19 protein-coding genes and 1 pseudogene are annotated in these 21,692 nt (G+C 60.3%); 13 read left to right on the top strand and 7 right to left on the bottom strand.

Going from position 1 to position 21,692, the window contains the following annotated elements; translation table 11 throughout:
- Nucleotides 1-32 precede the first annotated feature (32 nt).
- A complete protein-coding gene (locus AC1D2Q_RS24965; RefSeq protein ID WP_477814896.1) occupies nucleotides 33-1,025 on the bottom strand; it encodes a D-cysteine desulfhydrase in 993 nt (330 codons plus the stop codon).
- Between the two features lie 190 nt (nucleotides 1,026-1,215).
- On the opposite strand from AC1D2Q_RS24965, the pseudogene AC1D2Q_RS24960 reads away from it, so the two are divergent.
- From AC1D2Q_RS24960 to AC1D2Q_RS24945, 4 genes and pseudogenes are all read left to right on the top strand, one after another.
- A pseudogene (locus tag AC1D2Q_RS24960) lies at nucleotides 1,216-1,971 on the top strand (serine O-acetyltransferase); the annotation flags it as partial.
- Between the two features lie 100 nt (nucleotides 1,972-2,071).
- A complete protein-coding gene (locus tag AC1D2Q_RS24955) occupies nucleotides 2,072-3,241 on the top strand; it encodes an IS4 family transposase (protein ID WP_477814895.1) in 1,170 nt (389 codons plus the stop codon).
- 151 nt (nucleotides 3,242-3,392) lie between these two features.
- Complete coding sequence (locus tag AC1D2Q_RS24950; protein ID WP_477814894.1) at nucleotides 3,393-3,950, top strand: PQQ-dependent catabolism-associated CXXCW motif protein; 558 nt, start codon at nucleotides 3,393-3,395, stop codon at nucleotides 3,948-3,950.
- Between the two features lie 56 nt (nucleotides 3,951-4,006).
- Nucleotides 4,007-4,672 (top strand): response regulator transcription factor, encoded by a 666-nt coding sequence (locus tag AC1D2Q_RS24945; RefSeq protein ID WP_018929713.1) that lies wholly within the window; start codon nucleotides 4,007-4,009, stop codon nucleotides 4,670-4,672.
- A 33-nt stretch (nucleotides 4,673-4,705) separates the two neighbouring features.
- On the opposite strand, the gene nahK is transcribed toward AC1D2Q_RS24945, so the two are convergent.
- From nahK to AC1D2Q_RS24930, 3 genes are all read right to left on the bottom strand, one after another.
- Nucleotides 4,706-7,339: a hybrid sensor histidine kinase/response regulator NahK/ErcS' gene (gene nahK, locus AC1D2Q_RS24940; protein ID WP_477814893.1), complete on the bottom strand. Its 2,634-nt coding sequence runs from the start codon at nucleotides 7,337-7,339 to the stop codon at nucleotides 4,706-4,708.
- Nucleotides 7,269-8,432, bottom strand: a complete 1,164-nt coding sequence (gene nosP, locus AC1D2Q_RS24935; RefSeq protein ID WP_096480056.1) for a nitric oxide-sensing protein NosP — start codon at nucleotides 8,430-8,432, stop codon at nucleotides 7,269-7,271. The genes nahK and nosP overlap by 71 nt, the downstream gene beginning before the upstream one ends.
- 222 nt (nucleotides 8,433-8,654) lie before the next feature.
- Nucleotides 8,655-9,461, bottom strand: coding sequence for a sulfite exporter TauE/SafE family protein (locus tag AC1D2Q_RS24930; RefSeq protein WP_477814892.1), 807 nt, complete (start codon nucleotides 9,459-9,461; stop codon nucleotides 8,655-8,657).
- 163 nt (nucleotides 9,462-9,624) lie between these two features.
- Here AC1D2Q_RS24930 and AC1D2Q_RS24925 point away from each other — a divergent pair, with 163 nt between their 5' ends.
- On the top strand, nucleotides 9,625-10,488 hold the full coding sequence (locus AC1D2Q_RS24925; protein WP_477814891.1) for an MBL fold metallo-hydrolase: 864 nt from the start codon (nucleotides 9,625-9,627) through the stop codon (nucleotides 10,486-10,488).
- A gap of 40 nt (nucleotides 10,489-10,528) precedes the next feature.
- Here AC1D2Q_RS24925 and bkdR read toward each other — a convergent pair whose 3' ends face one another.
- Complete coding sequence (gene bkdR / locus AC1D2Q_RS24920) at nucleotides 10,529-11,017, bottom strand: Bkd operon transcriptional regulator BkdR (RefSeq protein WP_017339472.1); 489 nt, start codon at nucleotides 11,015-11,017, stop codon at nucleotides 10,529-10,531.
- Between the two features lie 185 nt (nucleotides 11,018-11,202).
- Between bkdR and AC1D2Q_RS24915 the strand changes: the two genes are divergently transcribed.
- The 6 genes from AC1D2Q_RS24915 (at nucleotide 11,203) to AC1D2Q_RS24890 (ending at nucleotide 17,863) form a co-directional block, all read left to right on the top strand.
- The gene (locus tag AC1D2Q_RS24915) at nucleotides 11,203-12,438 is read left to right on the top strand and encodes a 3-methyl-2-oxobutanoate dehydrogenase (2-methylpropanoyl-transferring) subunit alpha (RefSeq protein WP_018929723.1); all 1,236 of its coding nucleotides are present in this window, start codon (nucleotides 11,203-11,205) and stop codon (nucleotides 12,436-12,438) included.
- Nucleotide 12,439: 1 nt separating this feature from the next.
- Nucleotides 12,440-13,498 (top strand): alpha-ketoacid dehydrogenase subunit beta, encoded by a 1,059-nt coding sequence (locus tag AC1D2Q_RS24910; RefSeq protein WP_477814890.1) that lies wholly within the window; start codon nucleotides 12,440-12,442, stop codon nucleotides 13,496-13,498.
- Nucleotides 13,499-14,773: a dihydrolipoamide acetyltransferase family protein gene (locus AC1D2Q_RS24905; protein ID WP_477814889.1), complete on the top strand. Its 1,275-nt coding sequence runs from the start codon at nucleotides 13,499-13,501 to the stop codon at nucleotides 14,771-14,773. It begins immediately after the preceding gene.
- Nucleotides 14,774-14,790: 17 nt separating this feature from the next.
- Nucleotides 14,791-16,176, top strand: a complete 1,386-nt coding sequence (gene lpdA, locus AC1D2Q_RS24900) for a dihydrolipoyl dehydrogenase (RefSeq protein ID WP_477814888.1) — start codon at nucleotides 14,791-14,793, stop codon at nucleotides 16,174-16,176.
- Nucleotides 16,177-16,366: 190 nt separating this feature from the next.
- Nucleotides 16,367-17,386: a branched-chain amino acid aminotransferase gene (locus AC1D2Q_RS24895; RefSeq protein ID WP_205888616.1), complete on the top strand. Its 1,020-nt coding sequence runs from the start codon at nucleotides 16,367-16,369 to the stop codon at nucleotides 17,384-17,386.
- A 135-nt stretch (nucleotides 17,387-17,521) separates the two neighbouring features.
- Complete coding sequence (locus tag AC1D2Q_RS24890; RefSeq protein WP_105345583.1) at nucleotides 17,522-17,863, top strand: hypothetical protein; 342 nt, start codon at nucleotides 17,522-17,524, stop codon at nucleotides 17,861-17,863.
- Here the strand turns inward: AC1D2Q_RS24890 and AC1D2Q_RS24885 are convergent.
- Nucleotides 17,853-18,776 (bottom strand): LysR substrate-binding domain-containing protein, encoded by a 924-nt coding sequence (locus tag AC1D2Q_RS24885; protein WP_477814887.1) that lies wholly within the window; start codon nucleotides 18,774-18,776, stop codon nucleotides 17,853-17,855. The two genes, AC1D2Q_RS24890 and AC1D2Q_RS24885, sit on opposite strands and share 11 nt — an antisense overlap.
- A gap of 105 nt (nucleotides 18,777-18,881) precedes the next feature.
- On the opposite strand from AC1D2Q_RS24885, the gene AC1D2Q_RS24880 reads away from it, so the two are divergent.
- Nucleotides 18,882-19,490: a LysE family translocator gene (locus tag AC1D2Q_RS24880; protein ID WP_477814886.1), complete on the top strand. Its 609-nt coding sequence runs from the start codon at nucleotides 18,882-18,884 to the stop codon at nucleotides 19,488-19,490.
- Here AC1D2Q_RS24880 and AC1D2Q_RS24875 read toward each other — a convergent pair.
- The gene (locus AC1D2Q_RS24875) at nucleotides 19,487-20,248 is read right to left on the bottom strand and encodes an ArsR/SmtB family transcription factor (protein ID WP_477814885.1); all 762 of its coding nucleotides are present in this window, start codon (nucleotides 20,246-20,248) and stop codon (nucleotides 19,487-19,489) included. The genes AC1D2Q_RS24880 and AC1D2Q_RS24875 overlap by 4 nt on opposite strands.
- A gap of 81 nt (nucleotides 20,249-20,329) precedes the next feature.
- Between AC1D2Q_RS24875 and AC1D2Q_RS24870 the strand changes: the two genes are divergently transcribed.
- Nucleotides 20,330-21,448: a cytochrome P450 gene (locus AC1D2Q_RS24870; RefSeq protein ID WP_477814884.1), complete on the top strand. Its 1,119-nt coding sequence runs from the start codon at nucleotides 20,330-20,332 to the stop codon at nucleotides 21,446-21,448.
- Nucleotides 21,449-21,692: the final 244 nt, after the last annotated feature.

The raw sequence follows: 21,692 nt of genomic DNA, 5'->3' as shown, positions 1-21,692 counted from the left end.
ATCGTTCCCACGCTCTGCGTGGGAATGATCGGTTACAGAAAGTCTTTGTAGGCAAACAACGCCGGCGCTCCACCGGTATGCAGGAAGATGATCGGGCCCTCATCGAAGCGCTGACGCCCGATGCCGTCGAGCAAACCGGCCATGGCCTTGCCGGTATACACCGGGTCCAGCAACAACCCTTCCTGGCTCGCCAACAGCTTCACCGCCGCTAACGTCCCGGCATTCGGCTCGCCATAACGCGGGCCGAAATATTCGTCCCACAGTTCGACTTTGAAACTCGCCGGCAGGCCCACGCCCAACAGCTCGGCAGTGCGTTCGGCGAGGCCCTGGACTTTCGGTCGTTGAGCTTCATCGCTACGGGAAACGGTCACGCCGATGACTGGCAAATCCGGCAGTACTTCGCTCAATGCCAGCGCCAGGCCGCTATGGGTGCCGGCACTGCCGGAAGCCAGGACTACGGCGGCGAATTGCAGCCCGGTGTCCTTGATCTGCTCGGCCAGTTCCAGACCCGCACGGACATAACCCAAAGCGCCCATCGCATTGGAGCCACCAATCGGCACCAGATAGGGTTTCTTGCCGTTGCTGCGCAGACGTGCGGCCAGCGCTTGCAATTGCTCGTCAGCGTTGTCGAGGTTTTCCACCAGTTCGACCTTGGCATCGAACAAGTCCAGCAACAGCCGATTGCCATTGCCGAGGTAGTTGCTATCGTCAGTGCCGAGCGGGTTCTCCAGCAGCGCCACACAGCCCAGGCCAAGCTTGGCCGCAATGGCGGCGGTCTGGCGCACGTGGTTGGACTGGATCGCGCCAGCGGTGATCAGCGTATCGGCGCCCTGGGCCAGGGCATCGGCGGCGAGGTATTCGAGTTTGCGCAGCTTGTTGCCGCCCAGTGCCAATGGCGTCAGGTCATCGCGTTTGACGTACACATCGCGGCCCAGCCAGGTCGACAGGCGTTCGAGTTTTTCCAGGGGGGTAGGGTGACCGAGCAGGTCGAGGCGGTTAAAACGGGCAAGCTGTTGTTTGATCATGGGTCCGTACTGGCGGAGGAAGATGTCAGGACTATAGGCACGGGTATTTAGTGGGGCAACTGCCAATCGCTTATAGCCAAAAGTATTGTTAACAGCACTATTGGTTCTTAATTCGGCTGCAAGTCGTTGCCGTAAAGTAATCGCCGTCAGTGCGGCCAGACAGTCCGGCCGCCCGTGAGGAGTTTTTACCGTGAGCGAGCGTTCCAGCCATTGGCAATTGCAGACCATCGTCAGCCAACTGCGTACGGCGCGCGACCAGTGGCGCGCACAAAACGGCCGCGCCAGCACCGAGCAGGGCGGTCGCGAGTTGCCGTCCCGAGCGGCCATGGCGGACATTCTCGAAGCCTTGTGCGGTGCGTTGTTTCCGATGCGTCTGGGGCCGGTGGATTTGCGCGAGGAGAGTGAGGACTTCTACGTCGGCCACACACTCGACGTGGCGTTGAATGCATTGCTGGCTCAGGCGCGGCTCGAATTGCGCTACGTCGCTCGTCACAGTGCCGGGGGCGATTCTGAAGTCGAAGCCAAGGCCATCCGGATCATTCAGGACTTCGCCCTCGCTCTGCCGGAATTGCGCAGCCTGTTGGACACCGACGTGCTGGCGGCCTATCACGGCGATCCGGCGGCTCGCAGTGTCGATGAGGTGTTGCTGTGCTACCCGGGAATCCTGGCGGTGATTCACCATCGCCTGGCCCACCATTTGTACCGCGCCGGGTTGCCGTTGCTGGCGCGGATCAGCTCGGAAATCGCTCACTCGGCCACCGGTATCGACATCCACCCTGGCGCGCAGATCGGTCGCAGCTTCTTCATCGACCACGGCACGGGTGTGGTGATCGGCGAGACCGCGATCATTGGTGAGCGGGTGCGGATTTATCAGGCCGTGACGTTGGGCGCCAAGCGCTTCCCGGCGGACGAAGACGGCCAGTTGCAGAAGGGCCATCCGCGGCATGCGTCACTAGTGTCCGGTAAAAACTAAAGGGGGAGCTTGCTCCCCCTTGCTGTGCCTGCTTCGTAAGCAATAATCAGGTTTTCAGACTCGATTTTCGCCCATGTTCAGCAGCACTCGATTTGCACAAATGCTCCAGGCCCTTCCCCATCAGCTCTTCAAAGCATCCGTCAAACGCTGTGGCGCTGATCGTTATGCCAAGCAGTTCACTTCGTGGGATCTACTTATCACGCTGATTTACGGTCAGATGGTCCAAGCTAAAAGCTTGCGCACGTTGGCAACAGCTTCACAGTCGCTGGAACCCCATCGTCACCACCTCAACGCCAAGAACATGGTGCGCTCGACCCTTTGTGACGCGCTGAACAAGCGCAGCTCAGAGCCGTTTCGACTGGCCTGCGAGCACTTGCTTCAAGGCATTGGCCGCAAACAGCGCAAGTCGCTCGAGGCAATGATCACCTTGATCGATTCGACCTCGATCAGCTTGCGTGGACCCGGTTTTGACGAATGGACCACCGCGACGAAAACCCGCATAACTCAAGGCCTGAAGGTGCATGTGGCAATCGATCCACGGCAAACAGCCCCGACTTACGTAAACATCACCGCCGCCAACGTCAACGATCTGAGCGATGCCCTGACCATGCCGCTTGAAGCGGGTATGACATACGTTTTCGACAAGGGTTACTGCGACTACAACTGGTGGCACCAGATTGATCAGATGGGCTCTTTCTTCGTCACACGACTGAAGAGAAACGCCAATCTAAAGCAGGTAGAAAATTTGAGGGAAGAGGATGCAGCGGAATTCATTGAGGCAGACGAATCGGTGTTATTCGCTAAGAAATACCTGAACACTCGGCGTCCGAATCACTACAAGGATCAGGCTGTACGTCGGATTCAGGTTCGTCGAGACGACCACGAAACGCCGTTGGTGCTGGTCACCAACGACTTCTCTCGCTCAGCTGAGGAGATCGCCGATCTGTACAAACAACGTTGGCAGATCGAGTTGTTTTTCAAGTGGATCAAGCAAAACCTCAAGCTCAAACGGTATTTCGGCTTCTCCGAAAATGCCGTCCGTCTGCAGATCTACAGTGCCTTGATTACCTACCTTTTGCTGCACCTTTATCAGCGCCGCTCAGGTTGTTCGGGGGCTATTTCAGACTTCGCCATTCGGCTGACCCACAGTTTGTTCGAGCGCCCATTAAGCATCGAACACCTTGAATACCGAAGGCAAAAGCGAACAGAGCTGAAGGCTGCCCAAGGCAGCCTTCAGCTCTGAAAAGGTTTTACCGGACACTAGTGACGCAGAGCGTGGGAACGATCAACAGGACAAAATTACTACTTTGGTACTGGTTTACCTGTCTATCGTCGCATTCACAACGCATCGCTACTGGCATGTAATGGGTTCATAACTATAAGGACTGACCCCTATGCCGCGTGCCCGACGTGTTCTGTTGCGCCCCTCTCTCGCTGCGCTGTCGCTGAGCCTGTTGCTGGGCACCGCGCAGGCCGAAACAGCGCTGTTCTCCGCCGACGGCTATCGCATCGGCCTGTACCGCAGTCCGACCCCGACTCAGCTCCAGGGCGCGAGCATCATCGACACGCCCGCCCTGCAGGACCTGCTCAAGCAGACGCCCCGGCCGGTGCTGATCGACGTCTACCGCCGACAATGGCTACAGGGCCGCTTCATCGAAGACCAGCCCCACGAAAACCTGCCCGGCAGCCATTGGCTGGCCAATACCGGTGACGGCGATCTGACGCCCGACTGGCAAGACTATTTTGCGCGTAACCTGAACACATTGACCGCTGGCGATCACACGCAACCGTTGGTCTTCTACTGCCGCTCCGATTGCTGGTTGAGCTGGAACGCGGTAAAACGCGCTGCTTCCATGGGCTATAAAACACTGTATTGGTACCGCGACGGACTGGATGCCTGGCAAGCGGCGAATCTGCCCGTGACGCAGGCAAAGCCCGAGCCTTTTCCCTGACTTGAACACCTGCGTGTTGTTGCCACACCCTGAAAAAAATAATGAGGTGAAAGGCCATGTACAAAATTCTGATTGCCGACGATCACCCGCTGTTTCGCGAAGCCATTCACAACGTCATCAGCGACGGTTTCCCCGGCAGCGAGGTCATGGAAACCGCCGACCTCGACAGCGCCCTGGCCCTGACCCAGGAACACGACGACCTGGACCTGATCCTGCTCGACCTGAACATGCCCGGCATGCACGGCCTCAATGGCCTGATCAACCTGCGCAACGAGGCGCCGACCATTCCGGTGGTGATCGTCTCGGCCGAACAGGACAAGCAGATCGTGCTGCAAGCCATCACCTATGGCGCGGTGGGGTTCATCACCAAGTCCTCGCCACGGGTGCAGATGACCGAGGCCATCCAGCAGATTCTCAATGGCAATGTGTACCTGCCGCCGGACATCATCCGCACGCAAAAAAGTGGCGCCAGCCGGCGCATGAGCGAGACCCCGAGCTTCCCGCCGGAGCTGCTCCAGGCGCTGACCCGCAAACAGTTGCTGGTGCTTGAGCGCATGACCAAGGGCGAATCGAACAAACAGATCGCCTATACCCTGGAAATCGCCGAAACCACGGTCAAGGCCCACGTCTCGGCGATCTTGCGCAAACTCAATGTGCACAATCGGGTGCAGGCGATCTTGAGTGCCGGGGATATTGATTTCGGGTCGTATCTTCGGCGTTGAGTTCGATCGTTCCCACGCTCCGAGTGGGAACGATCAAGGCCGTCCGAGCAAATGACTCATCGCCGTCTTGAGCTTCATCGGCCGCACCGGTTTGTGCATCAGGGTGTGGCCCAGTTCGCGGATCTGTTGTTTGAGTTCGTTGCTGTAGTTGGCGGTGATCATCATCGCCGGGATCGCCGAGGCGCGACGGGCATTGATGCGGGCCACGGCGTCGACACCGTTCTGCTCGTCATCCAGGTGATAGTCGGCGATCAACAGGTCGGCTTCGGCGTGATAATTGTCCACTTGCCGCGCCAGGTCCTCCTCCGACAGCGCCGTGACCACCCGGCAGCCCCAACCTTCGAGCAAGGTGCGCATCCCGGCGCAAATCGCTGCGTCGTTGTCCAGCACCCACACCCGTGCACCGCGCAGGCGCTCGAGCATCGGTTCACTCATCAACAAACTCGGCAACGCCTTAGGCGCCGTGGCGCTCAAAGGCACCTCGACGGAAAACATCGAGCCCTTGCCCGGCCATGAACGCACGTGAATCCGGTGGCCGAGAATACGCGCGATTTTCTCGACGATCGCCAGGCCCAGCCCCAAACCGCGATCTTGATCGGGGCGCTGTACGTCACCGCGTTTGAACTCCTGAAATATCTCCTCCAGACGGTTCTCGGCAATGCCCATGCCGCTGTCCCAGACTTCAATCGTCAGCCGCTGATAATGACGCCGGCAACCGAGCACCACCCGCCCGCTGTAGGTATAGCGAATGGCGTTGCTCAGCAGGTTGCGCAGGATCCGCGCGAGCAATTGAATGTCGCTGCGCACCAGCGCCGAACACGGGATGAAATGCAGCTCAAGGCCTTCGCTGCGGGCCACTTGGGTGTATTCGGCGGCGAGGTTTTCCAGCAATTCGCTGAGGGCGAACGGCGCAATGTCGGCCTTGATCACCCCGGCATCCAGTTTGGAAATGTCCACCAGTGTGCCCAACAGGTTTTCCACGTCCTCCAGGGAATTGCTGACATTGCGCACCAGATTTTCGTTGGCCAGCGGTTCCCGGCGCTCCAGCAACGCGCTGGTAAACAATCGCGCGGCGTTGAGCGGTTGCAGCAGGTCGTGACTGACGGCGGCAAGAAATTTGGTCTTCGATAGGTTGGCCTGCTCGGCCTCCAGCTTGGCCTCGCGCAAGCGTGATTCCACGCGGCGGCGCTCGTCGATTTCGCGCAGCAATTGGTCATTGAGGGTGGTCAGTTCGGTGGTGCGTTCACGCACCCGCAACTCAAGGTTCTGATAGGCCTGATGCAGCGCCTCGGCGGTGCGGCGGCGTTCGGTGATGTCGCGGATCAACACGAAAATCCCCACCACTTCCCCGCTGGCCAGGCGATTGGGCACGTAGGAGCGCAGCATGTAGCGCTCCTGATTGTTGATGTTGGTTTCGGCAAACTCGAACGTCACGCTTTCGCCAGCCAGAGCCCGGGCCACATAAGCCTCCAGGCGCTGATAATGCTGTTCGCTGTGCACTTCGCGCAGGCTTTGCCCGAGCATCACGCCCCGGGGCCAGCAGTACCATTCTTCATAGACTTTGTTGGTGAATTCGTAGACCAGATCGGCATTCAGATAGGCGATCAGCGCCGGCACATGGTCGGTGATCAGGCGAATCCAGCGCTCGCTTTCGCTGAGGGCTTCGGCGTGCTGATAACGTTCGGTGATGTCGGTGAAGGTGTTGACGAAGCCGCCGGTGGGCAACGGATGGGTGCGGATCTCCAGGACCCGGCCATCGTAGAGGCGCTGCTCGCATTCCTGCACGTACCGCCCGTTGGCATCGCGACTGGCCGGGGTCAGCAGGTTCAGCTCGCTGTCGGCGATCACTTCGGCGAACGGCCGATGAGCCGCCACCGGAGCCAGGCCACTGAGTTCCAGGAAACGCCGGTTCCACAGTTCCAGAATGCCCTCGGCGTTGACCATCGCCACCCCTTGGGACAGGTTGTCGACCGCCCGTTGCAACAGATGCGATTTCTGCGCCACGGCCTGCTCGCGGCGAAGGGTTTCGCTGAGTTTGACGTCGGTAATGTCGGTGAACAGGATCACCCGCCCGCCTTCCTGGGTCGGCCGCTCGCTGACTTGCAGCCAGCGGCCATTGTGTAGGCGATAGAGCAGGCTTTCGTCGACAGGCGACCGGGGTTCTTCACTGAACAACCCGGTCGAAGTCATCAACCGTTTGACCTCACTCAGGCGCATGCCCGCGTTGATCCGTACCCGGCTGTTACCCCAAAACGCCTTGAAGCGGCTGTTGAACAGCACAATCCGCTGCTCGGCGTCGAACAGCACAAAGGCGTCGGAGATGCTTTCGATGGCGTCGATCAAGTGTTGATGGGCGGTTTCGGCCCGTAGCCGCGCTTCGCTGAGCAAATGGTTGCCAGCCTTGAGTTCGGCCATGGCCTGGTTCAGGGCGTCGGTGCGCTCACGCACCTGTTCGGCCAGCACCACCGAATGCTGGAACGCCGCATACGGGTCGTTGCCCCGGGTGATTCCGGACTCGATGCGTTCGATCAGCGCGTCATTGATGCGCTGCAATTTTTGGTTTTCGTGCCGCAGGCTGGCGATTTGCGCCTGAAGGTCAGCGCTGTCCAGGGGCGCGTCCTCGGGCAATGGCAACCCCGGTGAAGGTCTGGTTGATGTGCATGCCATTGAACTGTTCTCCGTAGGTGTTGAAACCCATCACCCGCTGGTCCCGCAAAAACGCACCGATCTGCTCGAGACTGCCGGCGTCCTCCAGTTCCAGGCGCCGGAGAAAACAGTCACAGCCGATGGTCAGCAACAAGTCCCCGAGACGCTCGCGCAAGCCCTCGAACAGGCCTTGCAGATTCGGCAGCATGGGGCCGGGTTTCATGACGGTGAGGACGATGCCGTTTTCCACCGCACAGTAGAAACTCAGGCTCAGGTCTGGATGAACCTGCTGGATCGCCCGCACGTAATACTGATCGTTGATCCGCACCGCCAACGGGTGTGCGGCAAAGGTCCGGTAATCGAGGTCGGCCACCGCCACGCCGATATGCCGGGCGTACTCCTCGGCGGCCGGTTCGGCGTTGAGCTCGAATACCCGGCGCGAAGTGCTGTCGGCAGCGGTGACCACCAGTTTCTCGGCCCTGGGCAGGATGTGGTGGGTGGTGAAAACTTCAAAGTCCAGCCAGGTATTGACCAGCACCACCACCGCCGCGCCGCTGTGAAACTCACCGCCGAAATACACATGGGTGTGGGTCAGGTAATTGTCGTCGCCGGCCGAACCGCCGAAATGCGGAATATCGCCCAAAGCCGCGCTCAAGGCAGCAAGCACCATTTCTTCACGACTGGACAAGCCATCGAGCAGGGTCAGGGCAAAGCTGTTGCCCTTGATCGGCGCCAGGGTATTGCTGCGACAACCGCTGACCAGGCGCTCGACCATTTGCTGGGCATCGATCAGGCTGAAATGCTCCATCTCATCGATCAGTTCGGTAGAGATGGAAAAGTGCCGATGATCGAAGCCCACCGCTGTCACGCAGCTGCGGCCATAACCTTGGGGGGTGATTTCGCCGGCACTGGTGCAGCCCACCAGCCGAATGCCGCCGAAGCTCTGCTGCAACGCCTGCCCCAGTGCCTGCAAGTCGTACTCGGCGGAACAGAAGAACAGCACGAAGCCCAAATGCGGGTGCAAGAGTTGTCGCGCCAGATCCTGCGCCGCTTGCTGGGCATCGATGGCCTGGGACATGGCACTGACCACACCGTCACTCTGAACCTGCTGCATCGTCGCCCCTCGCCTGTATGAGGCTCGAGTGTACGAAGCCTGCGGGCGGCGACGAATGCTACTTGGGTAGCGGGTGGGTGGTTCGATGGGATGAGAATGGCTTTGCACAATTGCGTGGCTGGCGCTTTTGTGGCGAGGGGGCTTGTCGGAACGCCGCATCGCCCCGTTGGACTGCGCAGCAGTCCCCAAAACTGGCCGATGCGCGATCAGAATCGGGGGCCGCTAGGCGAGCGCTCTAAACAGCATGTAAACGGCAACCACCCCGCAGACGCTGGCAAAGCCCATTTGCAGCCCTCGGGCCGGCACCCGCGCGCAGAGTTTTCGGCCGAGGATCATTCCGACGATGCTGGCGACGATGAACGACATGCCCAAACCATCGATCCGCACCCCGGCGTGAAACGCGCCAATCACCCCGATCACCGAGATCAGGCTGATCACCATCAACGACGTGGCGACGATCCCGCGCATCTGCACATCGGTCAGTTGCTTGAACGCAGGCACTATCAGAAAACCGCCACCGACCCCGAGCAACCCCGAGACCACGCCAGTGACCGCGCCGAGCGCGGCAAGGGTCGCGGTGCATTTGGCGGTCCAGGAAAAACGCCCGGTCTGTTGATCGAGCATGCAGTTTTTCTGGCCCCAGTTGGCGTGGCCGTGGTCGCTGGGGCCGGCGTCGAGCTTTTCCGGGCGCAGCATCCGCCAGGCCACCATGACCATCAGCAGGCTGAACAGAATCATCAAGACCTTTTCCGGCAACTGATGGGCGAAGTAGATGCCCACCGGCGAAAACACCGCGCCGAGCAAAGCAATCAGCAGCGCCGCGCGATAGCGCACCAGGCCATGGCGCAACCCGTCGATCGCACCGATCGCCGCCGCACTGCCCACCGCGAACAAGGCGACGGGCGCCGCTTGGGTCATGGTCAAACCCAGCCCCAGCACCAGGGCCGGCACCGCAAGAATACCGCCACCGGCTCCGGTCAAGCCGAGCACCAGGCCCATGACCAGGCCAAAAAAACTTGCCAACAACATAAAACACTCATGATCCGCGAAAAAAGGCCGGGGACGCCCGGTATCGATTGAGTGACAGGATAGAGCCCGCACAGTTTTTTTCATTAATTGAATTGATGCGGGGCTGGTCAACGCAGGGAAAATGAAACTACCCTCAAGGCTTGTCCAAACAGAAACAGCCACCATGCCCGCCTTGATTGAAGCCTTCCTCGACCCCGCCTCATCAACCTTCAGCTACGTGATTTACGAGCACGATGGCGGGCACTGCGCGATTGTCGACCCGGTGCTCGATTACAACGCCGCCGCCGGACGTACCTCGACCGTCCAGGCCGACAAGATCATCGCCTTCGTTCGCCAACACCAGTTGCAGGTGCAATGGCTGCTGGAAACCCATGCCCACGCCGACCACCTGTCGGCCGCGCCTTATCTGCGCCGGGAACTGGGGGGCAAGATTGCGATCGGTCAGTCGATCAGCAAGGTTCAGGGGGTGTTCAAGACACTGTTCAATCTTGAACCGGGATTCAGGGTCGACGGTTCGCAGTTCGATCACCTGTTCGCGCCGGACGAGTCATTCCGCATCGGCAACCTCAAGGCCACAGCCCTGCATGTGCCCGGACATACCCCGGCGGACATGGCTTACCTGATCGACGGCGATGTGATTATGGTGGGCGACACGTTGTTCATGCCGGATGTCGGCACCGCACGTTGCGACTTCCCCGGCGGCAACGCCAACCAGATGTTCGCCTCAATCCGCAAACTGCTGGCCTTCCCCGCCAGCGTGCGCCTCTTCGTCTGCCACGATTACCCGCCCGAGGACCGCGCCCCGCAATGCCAGAGTACGGTTGGCGAGCAGCGCAAAAGCAACATTCATATTCACGACGGCGTCGACGAAGCCTCCTTCGTCGCGATGCGCACCCAGCGTGACGCCAGTTTGTGCATGCCGACGCTGTTGCTGCCGGCGATTCAGGTGAATGTCCGGGCGGGGAATTTGCCGCCGGCGGAAGATAATGGCGTCACTTACCTGAAAATTCCCCTGAACCAACTCTGACTCACACCATCGATCATTCCCACGCTCCGCGTGGGAACGATCAGTTGGCCAGGGTCAACCCATTCGCCGGCAACGGCAACGCCGTCTTGTAGCGCACTTGCTTGAGCGCAAAGCTCGAACGTATGTTCGCCACCCCCGGCACCTTGGTCAGGAAGTCCATCATAAAGCGCTCCAGCGACTGGATGGTCGGCACCAACACACGGATCAAATAGTCCGGGTCGCCGGCCATCAAATAGCACTCCATCACTTCCGGGCGATCCGAAATCGCTTCTTCGAAATGCTGCAGCGCCTCTTCCACCTGCTTCTCCAGGCTGACGTGAATGAACACATTCACATGCAGCCCCAGCAAGTCGGCATCCAGCAACGTCACCTGCTCACGAATCAGCCCTAATTCTTCCATCGCCTTGACCCGATTGAAGCACGGCGTGGGCGACAGGTTCACCGAGCGCGCGAGGTCGGCGTTGGTGATGCGCGCGTTCTCCTGAAGGCTGTTGAGAATGCCGATGTCGGTACGGTCCAGTTTGCGCATGAGACAAAAACACCTGTTTTTTATGTTTATGCAGATTTTTTATCCTCAAATGACCTCCAGCGCAACGAAACACAGAGAAATATTCTTCTTGGCCCGGCCTATGATTGTTGTAGGACAAGAATTCTTTTACCGAAGAATGACTGCCAGCTCACTACAAGAAATTCACAAGATCGAGCGTAGAAGCCATGAACCAAGCGTACGAACCGCTGCGCCTGCACGTTCCCGAACCCTCGGGCCGCCCGGGGTGCAAAACCGACTTCTCCTACCTGCATCTGACCGATGCCGGCACGGTGCGCAAACCCCCAATCGACGTAGAACCGGCCGACACCGCTGATCTGGCCAAAGGCCTGATTCGCGTGCTCGACGACCAGGGCAATGCCCTCGGCCCATGGGCTGAAGGCGTCCCCGTCGAGATCCTGCGTAAAGGCATGCGCGCCATGCTCAAGACGCGGATCTACGACAATCGCATGGTGGTCGCCCAGCGCCAGAAAAAAATGTCGTTCTACATGCAGAGCCTCGGCGAAGAAGCCATCGGCAGCGCCCAGGCCCTGGCCCTGAACATCGACGACATGTGTTTCCCCACCTACCGTCAGCAAAGCATCCTGATGGCTCGCGAAGTGCCGCTGGTGGACCTGATCTGCCAACTGCTGTCCAACGAGCGCGATCCGCTCAAGGGCCGTCAGCTGCCGATCATGTACTCGGTCAAGGAAGCCGGTTTCTTCACCATTTCCGGCAACCTCGCCACCCAATTCGTCCAGGCGGTGGGCTGGGGCATGGCCTCGGCGATCAAGGGCGACACCAAAATCGCCTCGGCGTGGATCGGCGACGGTGCCACTGCTGAATCGGACTTCCACACCGCCCTCACCTTCGCCCACGTGTACCGTGCGCCGGTGATCCTCAACGTGGTCAACAACCAGTGGGCGATCTCGACGTTCCAGGCGATTGCCGGCGGTGAAGCCACCACCTTTGCCGGACGCGGCGTCGGTTGCGGCATCGCCTCCCTACGGGTCGATGGCAACGATTTCTACGCGGTCTACGCTGCATCCGCCTGGGCTGCCGAACGCGCGCGGCGCAACCTCGGCCCGACCATGATCGAATGGGTCACCTACCGTGCCGGCCCGCACTCGACCTCCGATGATCCTTCCAAATACCGTCCTGCGGACGACTGGAGTCACTTCCCGTTGGGTGACCCGATTGCACGCCTCAAGCAGCACCTGATCAAAATCGGTCAGTGGTCCGAAGAGGAACACGCCGCCGTCAGTGCTGAACTGGAAGCCGAAGTGATCGCCGCGCAGAAAGAAGCCGAACAGTACGGCACCCTCGCCGGCGGCCAGATTCCGAGCGCCGCGACCATGTTCGAAGACGTCTACAAAGAGATGCCGGAGCACTTGAAGCGCCAGCGTCAGGAGTTGGGGATCTGACATGAACGATCACAACAATAATATTCAGTTGGAAACCGCCATGACCACGACCACCATGACCATGATCCAGGCCCTGCGCTCGGCCATGGATGTGATGCTTGAGCGTGACGACAACGTCGTGGTGTTCGGCCAGGACGTCGGCTATTTCGGTGGTGTGTTCCGTTGCACCGAAGGGCTGCAGAACAAGTACGGCACCTCCCGGGTGTTCGATGCGCCGATTTCCGAAAGCGGCATCGTCGGCGTCGCCGTGGGCATGGGTGCTTACGGTTTGCGCCCGGTGGCCGAGATCCAGTTCGCCGACTACGTGTACCCGGCGTCGGACCAGATCATTTCCGAAGCGGCACGCTTGCGTTATCGCTCGGCCGGCGAGTTCACCGCACCGATGACCCTGCGCATGCCCTGCGGCGGTGGCATTTATGGCGGCCAGACTCACAGCCAGAGCATTGAGGCGATGTTCACCCAGGTCTGCGGCTTGCGCACCGTCATGCCATCCAACCCTTACGACGCCAAAGGCCTGCTGATCGCCTCCATCGAAAACGATGACCCGGTGATCTTCCTCGAGCCAAAACGCCTGTACAACGGCCCGTTCGACGGTCACCACGACCGCCCGGTAACCCCGTGGTCGAAACACCCCGCCGCGCAAGTGCCGGACGGTTACTACACCRTGCCGTTGGACGTCGCCGCCATCGCGCGTCCGGGCAAGGACGTGACCATCCTGACCTACGGCACCACGGTTTATGTGTCGCAAGTCGCCGCTGAAGAAACCGGCATCGACGCCGAAGTCATCGACCTGCGCAGCCTGTGGCCGCTGGACCTGGAAACCATCGTCAAGTCGGTGAAGAAAACCGGACGCTGTGTAGTTGTTCACGAAGCGACCCGTACCTGCGGATTCGGCGCCGAGCTGGTCGCGCTGGTGCAAGAGCATTGCTTCCACTACCTGGAAGCGCCAATCGAGCGCGTGACCGGTTGGGACACCCCCTACCCGCACGCGCAAGAGTGGGCGTATTTCCCTGGTCCGTCCCGTGTGGGCGCGGCTTTGCATCGGGTTATGGAGGTCTGAATGGGCACGCACGTCATTAAAATGCCGGACATTGGCGAAGGCATTGCAGAAGTTGAATTGTCTCAGTGGCACGTCAAGGTCGGCGACATGGTCGTCGAAGATCAGGTGCTGGCCGATGTCATGACCGACAAGGCGATGGTCGACATCCCCTCACCGGTGCACGGCAAGGTGATTGCACTGGGCGGACAGCCAGGCGAAGTCATGGCGGTCGGCAGCGTGTTGATCAGCATTGAAGTCGAAGGCGCGGGCAACGTTAAGGAATCGACCGCGCCAGCAGCTGTTATTAAAGAAGCACCTGTAGCGGCGCCGAAAGTTGAAGCCGTCGTAGAAAGCACACCGGCTGCAGCGGCCCCGCGTCCGACTACCGTTTGCCAAGGACCGATGGTCGCCCGCGAAGCCGATGAACGTCCGCTGGCCTCCCCGGCCGTGCGCAAGCATGCGCTGGACCTCGGCATTCAACTGCGCCTGGTGCGTGGCAGCGGCCCTGCCGGGCGGATTCTGCACGAAGACCTCGAAGCCTGGCTGGCTCAGGGTCAGTCGAACGCATCGACCGCCACCGCCGCTTATGCCCAGCGCAACGACGAACAGCAAATCCCGGTGATCGGCATGCGCCGCAAGATCGCCCAGCGTATGCAGGACGCCACCCAGCGTGCCGCCCACTTCAGTTACGTCGAAGAAATCGACGTCACGGCCGTCGAAGAGCTGCGTGCGCACCTGAACGAAAAACACGGCGCGACCCGTGGCAAGCTGACCTTGCTGCCGTTCCTGGTACGCGCCCTGGTCGTGGCCCTGCGCGACTTCCCGCAGATCAACGCCCGTTACGACGACGAGGCCCAGGTCATCACCCGCCTCGGCGCGGTGCATGTGGGCGTCGCCACGCAAGCCGACATCGGTTTGATGGTGCCGGTGGTGCGTCACGCCGAAGCCCGCAGCCTGTGGGACAACGCCGCGGAAATCTCCCGCCTGGCCACGGCTGCACGCACTGGCAAGGCCAACCGCGATGAGCTGTCCGGCTCGACTATCACCCTGACCAGCCTCGGCGCCCTGGGCGGCATCGTCAGCACGCCGGTGCTTAACCTGCCGGAGGTGGCGATCGTCGGCGTGAACAAAATCGTCGAACGGCCAATGGTGATCAAAGGCCAGATCGTGATCCGCAAGATGATGAACCTCTCCAGCTCCTTCGATCACCGCGTGGTCGATGGCATGGACGCGGCGCTCTTCATCCAGGCCATTCGTGGTTTGCTCGAACAACCCGCCACCCTGTTTGTGGACTGATTATTAGTGGAGCAGGCATGCAACAGACTCTGAACACCACGCTGCTGATCATCGGTGGCGGCCCTGGCGGTTATGTGACGGCGATCCGTGCCGGTCAATTGGGCATTTCGACCATTCTGGTGGAAGGCCAATCGTTGGGCGGCACCTGCCTGAACATCGGCTGCATTCCGTCCAAGGCGTTGATCCACGTCGCCGAACAGTTCCATCAGACACAGCACCACAGCCAGTACTCGGCGTTGGGCATCAGCGTATCGGCGCCGACCCTGGACATCGGCAAAAGCGTCGAGTGGAAGGACGGCATCGTCGATCGCCTGACCACTGGCGTCTCGGCACTATTAAAGAAGCACAAGGTCCAGGTCATCCACGGCTGGGCGAAAGTGATCGACGGCAAAACCGTTGAAGTCGGCGACACGCGGATTCAGTGCGAGCACCTGGTGCTGGCCACCGGTTCGACAAGCGTCAACCTGCCAATGCTGCCGATTGGCGGGCCGATCATCTCCTCCACTGAAGCCCTGACGCCGAAAAGCGTGCCGAAACGGCTGGTTGTGGTCGGTGGCGGTTACATCGGTCTGGAGCTGGGGATTGCTTATCGCAAGCTCGGCGCCGAGGTCAGCGTGGTCGAGGCGCAGGATCGTATTCTGCCGGCCTACGATGCCGAACTGACCCATCCGGTGCACGAAGCACTCAAACAACTCGACGTGAAGCTTTACTTGAAGCACAGCGTTGAAGGCTTTGATTCTCAAAGAAATTTACTTCAAGTTCGCGACCCGAACGGCGAAATCCTGAATCTTGCAACCGATCAGGTGCTGGTGGCCGTCGGTCGCAAACCCAACACCCAGGGCTGGAACCTCGAAGCCTTGAACCTGGACATGAACGGTTCGGCGATCAAGATCGACAACCGTTGCCAGACCAGCATGCGCAACGTCTACGCCATCGGCGACCTCAGCGGCGAACCGATGCTCGCCCACCGGGCCATGGCCCAGGGCGAGATGGTCGCCGAGCTGATCAGCGGCAAACACCGCGAATTCAACCCGGCCGCCATTGCCGCCGTGTGCTTCACTGACCCGGAACTGGTGGTGGTCGGCAAGACCCCGGACGAGGCCAAGGCTGCGGGGCTGGACTGCATCGTGTCCAGCTTCCCGTTCGCCGCCAATGGCCGGGCGATGACACTGGAGTCGAAAAGCGGCTTCGTGCGGGTCGTGGCGCGGCGTGACAATCATCTGATTATTGGCTGGCAGGCGGTGGGTGTGGGTGTTTCGGAGTTGTCGACGGCGTTCGGTCAGAGCCTGGAAATGGGCGCCCGGCTGGAAGACATCGCCGGCACCATCCACGCGCATCCGACGCTCGGCGAGGCGGTGCAGGAAGCGGCCTTGCGGGCGCTGGGGCATGCGTTGCATTTGTGAAGATCAAAAGATCGCAGCCTTCGGCAGCTCCTACAGGGGTTCGCCGATCCTGTAGGAGCTGCCGCAGGCTGCGATCTTTTAGCTTTTTTGCACTGCGAAATAGCCCTGGAATGAAGTATTGTTGTCCCCATCCAGAAAAATGTCAGAAGCCTTGAACCGTTTCGACGGTTGTTAAGTGATAGAGGGTGTCATGGGTAACGAAAGCATCAATTGGGACAAGCTGGGTTTTGACTACATCAAGACAGACAAGCGCTATCTGTCGCACTGGCGTAATGGCGAGTGGGACAAAGGCACCTTAACCTCTGACAACGTGCTGCACATCAGTGAAGGCTCTACAGCCCTTCACTATGGCCAGCAGTGCTTCGAAGGCCTGAAGGCCTACCGTTGCAAGGACGGTTCGATCAACCTGTTCCGCCCGGATCAGAACGCCGCCCGCATGCAACGCAGCTGCGCGCGCCTGCTGATGCCGCAGGTGTCCACCGAACAGTTCATCGAAGCGTGCAAGGACGTGGTCCGCGCCAACGAGCGTTTCATCCCGCCTTACGGCACCGGCGGCGCGCTGTACCTGCGCCCGTTCGTGATCGGCGTGGGTGACAACATCGGCGTGCGTACCGCACCCGAGTTCATCTTCTCGATCTTCTGCATCCCGGTCGGCGCCTACTTCAAGGGCGGCCTGACCCCGCACAACTTCCTGATCTCCAGCTACGACCGTGCCGCCCCACAAGGCACCGGCGCGGCCAAGGTCGGTGGCAACTACGCCGCCAGCCTGATGCCAGGCTCCCAAGCCAAGAAGGCGCACTTCGCCGACGCCATCTATCTGGACCCGATGACCCACACCAAAATCGAAGAAGTCGGCTCGGCCAACTTCTTCGGGATCACCCACGACAACAAGTTCGTCACCCCGAATTCCCCTTCGGTGTTGCCGGGCATCACCCGTCTGTCGTTGATCGAACTGGCCAAGACCCGTCTGGGCCTGGAAGTGGTCGAAGGTGACGTGTTCATCGACAAGCTGTCCGACTTCAAGGAAGCCGGTGCATGCGGTACTGCTGCCGTTATCACCCCGATCGGTGGCATCAGCTACAAAGACAAGCTGCACGTGTTCCACAGCGAAACCGAAGTCGGCCCGGTCACCCAGAAGCTCTACAAAGAGCTGACCGGTGTACAGACCGGCGACATCGAAGCGCCAGCGGGCTGGATCGTCAAGGTTTGATCTGACGCGACTGTCCGTTTGAGCACAAAAGCCCGGCCATCACATTGAAGGCCGGGCTTTTTTTCGTCCGCGTTTCGGGCAAAACGTCACTAGACTTGCCACGTGCAACCGCCATCAACAGGTGCCACCAAAACCATGGATAAATTCTGGCGAAAGTATCTGGCCTTGCTGGACACCGATTTCACCACGCAAGTGTTCGACAACATCAAGAACCTGCTGGTGTGCGCCCTGCTGTTCGCGGCGGGCACCAACGCGTTGCACGGCGGCCATCATGTATTTATGGGATTGTTCGCTTCAAACCTCGCCGGCTGGGGATTGATTGCAACGTCAGCACTGCTGATGCTGCTCAGTGTCAGCGACGGCTTGCGCCGGCTGTCCAGGTTGCCGTATCACACGGCGTTCCAGATCATCCTGGGTCTGGTTTACCTGGTGCTGGCGGTGCGGGTGGTGGAGATCGTCTGGGACTTCAGGGCGTAGCGGTCACGGCACGAGGTGTCTGCCAACTCAGCTCATCCTGAGCAATCCGGGCAAATAACCACTCCACAAAGATCCGTGTGTGCGCCGTCACGTCCGGCGCAACACCGTAGTAATAACGCGGCAACGGCATGCGCAACTCGGGTAACGGGCAGATCAGGCGTCCGCTCGAGATATGGCTGCCCAACAAAGAGGTCGGGCACAGGGCAATGCCCTGTCCATCCACTGCGGCCTGAAGCACCAGGTGCATGTGATCAAACTGCCGGGTGACCTGAGTGGCTGACTGGCTTTGACCAAAGTGCATGGCCCAATTGTGCCAGTCTTCGCGGCGTGCCTTGGCGGTCAGTAACGTATGCCGACTCAGGGACGTGAGGTCTTCAAGTGGCAGGCGCTCGATCAGCGATGGCGCCGCCACCAGCAACAGTTCGTCTTCGAAGAGTGCTCGCGCTTCAATCGCTGGTGCCCAATCGTCACGACCACGGCGAATGACGATATCGAACCCGTCGCGCGCCTGATCCGGTGCCTGGGTCTGGGTGATCACCTGCGGCTTGATACCTGGGTGCTGCGCAACGAAATCCGCCAGCCTGGGCGTCAGCCAAAGCATGGCAAAGGACGGACGCACATTGATCTTCACCGTAGGCAGCGAGGCATGCTGCTTGAGCGCAGTGGCGGCATTGGCGATCTGCGCCAGCCCGGCGCTGACCTGCTCATAGAAGCGCTGGCCTGCCGGCGTCAGCACTGACTGACGGATACGCCGCTCGAACAGCAGCACCCCAAGGTATTCCTCGAGCAATTTGATGTGCCGGCTGACGGCACTGTGGCTGACATGCAGCTCTTCGGCGGCCAGGCTGAAGCTCTGATGACGAGCAGCAACGGCGAAGGCACGAACGGCATTAAGCGGCGGTAGTGAATTCATGCGTCTAATTTAGTCACCTATGCGCGGTAATTAAAGCGTTTGTCACGCCCTCCTCGCCACGCCAATCTGCCAGCACGCAGCCAATGCCACCTGACGGAGCAAGCCATGAACAGTTACGGACTCTTTGTACTCTTCGCCACCCTGACTATTTTGAGCCCGGGACCTGGTGTGGTCCTGACCCTGTCCAACGCGGTACGCCACGGCTGGACGGGGGCGGTGCCGGGCATTCTGGGGATCGCGTCGGGGGCGTTTGTCGTCGCCGCCGTCAGCGCCACCAGTGTCGGCCTGATACTCAGCACCTCGGCGAACGCCTTTACCGCGTTGAAATACGCAGGGGCCGCCTATTTGTTGTACCTGGGCTACAAAAGCTGGCGCTCGGATCGTTTGAGTACCTTGCTTGAAACGCGCCCCTCAAGCCCCGGCTATCGCTTCGTCGAAGCCGCTTCGCTGCAGTTTTTGAACCCCAAGGCGGTGTTTTTCTTTCTGGCGGTGTTCCCGCAATTCATCGACACCTCGGCGCACTTCTACAGCCAGTTCTTCAAACTGGTCGCCTCCTACGCCATTCTGGTGATCCTGGTGCACGGCAGCTATGCCTTGCTCGCCAATGCCGCCAAAGGCTGGTTATCGAGCCCCAAGGGTTCCTGGCTGGCGGCGAAAGTCTCAGGGGTGACCTTCGCCGGTTTTGGCGTGCTGATGGCTTCGGCCAGTCGTTAAGCCGCAGGACCGGCAATCGCTCGGCGCCTGTTCTCGGTGGACGAGAGTGGCGCTGTCGTTCCCTGAACCGGCAGTTCAACGGCGAACCGGCGACCGAGTTCCTTGTGCCCCGCTGCCGTCAACGCCAACGCCCGACTGTCCAGGTCCTGCGTCACCCATTGGCGTTTGATCGCCGTTTGCAGCAACGCCGCGCCCAAGGCTCCGCCCAGGTGCGGCCGACGCATGCTCCAGTCCAGGCACGGGCAGGCAAAGCGGCGCAAAGTACCGAGGTTTTTGACGTCGATGCCCAATCCTTCGAACAACGCTTCACCACTGTCGCTCAATCGATAAGCCTGCTCATCGGTTTGCAGCAACCACCCCGCGTCGATCATCCGGTCATGCAGCACCACTGCCAACGTGCCGGCCATGTGGTCGTAGCAGGTGCGGGCGAATTGCAGGCGGTCCGGGGTGCGCGGGTTGAACGTCGGCGCGGCGTTCTGGCCGATCACCATCAGTGCTTCGAGTGCCTGGGCCACGCGCTTGTCCGCGAGGCTGTAATAGCGGTGGCGGCCCTGAACGTGCAGACGCACCAGCGCCAACTCCTTGAGTTTTGCCAAGTGCGCGCTGGCCGTCGAGGCGCTGACTTCGGCAACCGCCGCCAGCTCGGTGCTGGTGCGGGCGTGGCCGTCCATCAGCGAGCAGAGGATTTTCGTCCGCGCAGGCTCGGCAATCGCTGCGGCCACTTGAGAAACGCCGACGTCATGTTGTTCTGCGTTCATATTTCGCTCCCGGACGAATCAAGGCCCTTTCCGACTGGAGATAGTAGCAACACTTTTCAACCATCGATAAGGCTGCGACCCATGGACCCGATCATCGCTGCGACTCACGCCGCCCCTTACCCCTACTACGCGCAACTGCGTGCCGAGGGTGGATTGGTTTTTCATCAGGGACTGAAACTGTGGGTGGCCAGCAGCGCCCGAGCGGTCGTCGCTGTGCTGGCGCATCCGGATTGCCATGTGCGGCCGGCGCATGAGCCGGTGCCCAAGGCGATTGCTCAAGGCATGGCCGGCAAGGTGTTCGGTCAGTTGATGCGGATGAATGAAGGCGAACGGCAGCGTTGCCCGAGAGCGGCGATTGAGCCGGGGCTGGCGTTGATTGATGTGAACGAGGTCAACTCACTGGTCAGCGCTCGGTTGATTACCCCTGGGGCCGATGGGTTGTACACGGCGATGTTTCGCGGGCCGGTCTGTGTAGTGGCGGCGTTGTTGGGATTCTCTCCGGCGCAGGGCCGGGCCATCAGCGAGCTGACCGCTGACTTCGTCGCCTGCCTGTCCCCCCTCAGCGACCAGGCCCAACTGGACGCTGCCCATGTTGCGGCAGAACAGCTGAAGGGATATTTCATCGAGCTTCTGGCTGATCCGAACAATCGAAGCGCCCTGCTCGCCGGTATCCGGCAGCGCTTCGCCACCTCGACCGACCCGGAAATCTTGATCGCCAACCTGATCGGCCTGTTCTCCCAGACCTACGAAGCCACCGCCGGGCTGATCGGCAATGCGCTACTGGCGTTGAATCGAAACCCGCAGCTCGATTTGACTCAGGCTGACGAGTTGATCGCCGAAGTGCAGCGCTTCGATCCTTCAGTGCAAAACACCCGCCGCTTCGTCGCAGCGCCCTGCGAAATCGACGGCGTGAACCTGAACCCCGGCGACGTGATTCTGGTGCTGCTGGCCTCGGCCAATCGTGATCCGCTGCTTAATGACGATCCCGATATGTTCCTGCTCGAGCGCCCAAACCGCCGCAGCTTCACCTTCGGCGCCGGCCGTCATCAATGCCCGGGGCAGGTGCTGGCCTTGAGCATTGCCCGCGCGACGCTGACTCAGATCCTGACGATGAAACCGGCTTTGGATCGGTTGACCTGGCACTACCGCGCCTCTCTGAACGGGCGCATTCCTTTGTTTGCTGATCTGCCGAACGCCTGACAGACCGTGTCATCGTTCTTCGCGAGCAAGCCCGCTTGGGTACGCATCGCAACACAGTACCAGGGGTTCAGCAGTCATCATATTGGGCAAGCTGGCGGTGAGTCGGGCGCTGGACAAGATCGATCCGCAGGAGGCTTAACGTGCTGATCGTTCCTACTTCTATGTGGGAACGATCATAAAACTGCGCCGATCCCAATGTAGGAGCTGCCGAAGGCTGCGATCTTTTGATCTTAAACGGCGATGT

It is taken from the genome of Pseudomonas sp. P1_A1, from assembly GCF_056406935.1.
This window is presented reverse-complemented; position numbering and strand designations above follow the sequence as displayed.